This is a genomic window from Streptomyces sp. NPDC056160 (genome assembly GCF_042268205.1).
GTDB lineage: Bacteria > Actinomycetota > Actinomycetes > Streptomycetales > Streptomycetaceae > Streptomyces.
On record NZ_JBHJUW010000329.1, the window covers coordinates 1 to 1,779 of the forward strand.

The 1,779-nt window shown below is 66.0% G+C and carries 2 protein-coding genes; both read left to right on the forward strand.

All coding sequences use genetic code 11. The features are described from left to right. The first annotated feature begins 452 nt into the window (after window positions 1-452). Window positions 453-1,046, forward strand: coding sequence for a transposase (locus ACFC02_RS42485; protein WP_376368379.1), 594 nt, complete (start codon window positions 453-455; stop codon window positions 1,044-1,046). A gap of 311 nt (window positions 1,047-1,357) precedes the next feature. Beyond that, a complete protein-coding gene (locus ACFC02_RS42490; RefSeq protein WP_376368381.1) occupies window positions 1,358-1,711 on the forward strand; it encodes a hypothetical protein in 354 nt (117 codons plus the stop codon). The last annotated feature ends 68 nt before the right edge of the window (window positions 1,712-1,779 follow it).

A 1,779-nucleotide genomic window follows, 5' to 3' on the forward strand; every position in this document is an offset into this window, starting at 1 on the left:
TCATGGGAAAAGCCAACGCGCTCTTGGAACTGCTCTCCGAGAGCGCGGACTGAAGCACGCCGCCGCACCGTTGATCGATGACGCTTTCGCGGGTGTCCAGGGGCAGTTGGGGACCACGGCGGCCTGCCGGCTGACCGGACGCTCACGTGCCACCCACTACCGCCACATCAACCCCAAGCCGAAGCCCACCCTGCCCCCAAGACCCACGCCCGCCTCGGCCCTCTCACCGGCCGAGCGGGCCGACATCCTGGAGTTGCTGAACCGGCCTGAGTACGTCGACCTGCCACCCGCCCAGGTCTGGGCACGTGAGCTGGACGCAGGGAACTACTGGTGCTCCGAGCGGACGATGTACCGGATCCTGTCCGCCGCGGGGCAGAACGGCGAACGCCGCCGCCAGGCCATCCACCCACCCAAGGCGATCCCCGAGCTGGTCGCGGACCGGGCCGTCGGAAGTGTTCACGTGGGACATCACGCGGCTGCCCGGACCAGCCAAGGGCATCTGGTTCCACGCCTACGCGATCAACGACATCTTCAGCCGCTACATCGTCGGGCACACCGTCGAACTGGCCGAAACGGCCGAACGGGCCGAGAAGTTGATCCGCGAGACCATCGAGCACAACGGCATCGTGCCCCACACCGTCCACGCGGACCGCGGCACGTCGATGACCAGTAAGAAGGTCTCCCAGCTGTTGATCGATCTCGGTGTCACCAGGAGTCATTCCCGACCCCGGGTGAGCAACGACAATCCTTTCAGCGAAAGCCAGTTCCGCACCACCAAGTACGCATCTGACTATCCAGAACGCTTCGGCTCCCTGGCGCACGCCCGGGAGTGGATGGAGGCGTTCATCGGCTACTACAACCACGAGCACAGGCACTCCGGGATCGGCCTGCACACCCCCGCATCCGTCCACTTCGGCACCGCCCAGGAGGTGAGAGACCACAGGGCTGTCGCCCTCGCCGGGGCTTACGAACGCCACCCCGAACGCTTCGCCCGCCGGCCGAAGCCACCCGAAATACATGTCTCACATCACTCTCCTGACAGGTGACTGGAGTGCCACCCCTAAAGTAACCGGTCGAGTCGGTGACGACGAGGGGGCGTGATGTGTCGTTCACCAAACAGCGGGGCAAGAAGCAACCCGGAACGGGGGTCTTTCTCGGCCATACATGTGAGCCAGGTGCGGGCAGACACGCACGCTCACCATGTGCCGGATCGGCGCAACATCTCTCGATGGCAGGATTTCACCTCACTCACACGTGCTTGAATGTGCAAGAATCTCTGTGTGGCGGTACCGATCGGGCCGTCCTGACACATTCCTCACTCATTCGTCACCGCACAGGACAAGGTGGGTAAATGCTCATGCCGAAGACGAAGACCGCCGGTGCCGCAGCCGCGCTGACCGCCGCCGCGGCACTGCTGGCCCTGGGCGCCGGGACGGCGGGCGCCACTGGCTGGCCGCCCCTCCAGGACGGCGCCTACCTCTACTCGGGTCCCACCGGAAGCGGCACCGTGACCAAGGTCGACCTCAACGACGCCCGGACGTGTCACAGCCTGTCCAAGCCCGCCGTATCGGTCCAGGTGGTCTCCGGTTCCTGGTCTCTCGAGCTCTACTCCGGGGCTGACTGCACCGGCCCCACCCCCTACGGCACCGGGTCCTTGGCCCAGAGCAACCTGCCCTGGGGCATGCTGAGCTACCGGGTGGTCCCGGCGTGAGGTGACGCCGCTCGGACGGTGCGCACCACGGAACAGGCCCGGCGCCCGTCTCCTCGATCGAGGAGACG